The following is a 332-nucleotide window of genomic DNA, read 5'->3' on the forward strand; positions in this document are numbered from 1 at the left end:
TCGCGGTCGGGCCGCCGTACCAGGGCACGCACGGGGCGGCCCTGATAGCTGACGGTGACGCCCATGTTCGGGTCGCCGAACAGGTCGTCGAAGGCGTCGGTGAAGGCGCTCATCAGTTGCCCGAGAACAGGCGCACCGCCAGACGCGGGCGCTTGTTGACCGGCAGGATGGACGCCTCGGTCTTGACGTCAATGGCGCTGCCGTCCATGCGGGCAAGCTGGCGGGCGTACATGGGCACGCCCAGGGTGTTGACCGTCTCGATCAGGTTGGCCGGGGCGCCATAGGTTACGAAGGTGTCCATGGTGCCGAGCGGGAAGGCGATGCCTTCGCCC

General features: G+C 68.1%; 1 protein-coding gene. It reads right to left on the bottom strand.

Annotated elements, in window-relative coordinates; all coding sequences use genetic code 11:
- Nucleotides 1-112 precede the first annotated feature (112 nt).
- Nucleotides 113-332 (bottom strand): major capsid protein (locus MTBSS4_RS03815; protein ID WP_173982082.1); only part of this gene is annotated, 220 nt, incomplete at its 5' end.

The organism is Magnetospirillum sp. SS-4 (assembly GCF_902729425.1).
Lineage (GTDB): Bacteria > Pseudomonadota > Alphaproteobacteria > Rhodospirillales > Magnetospirillaceae > Phaeospirillum.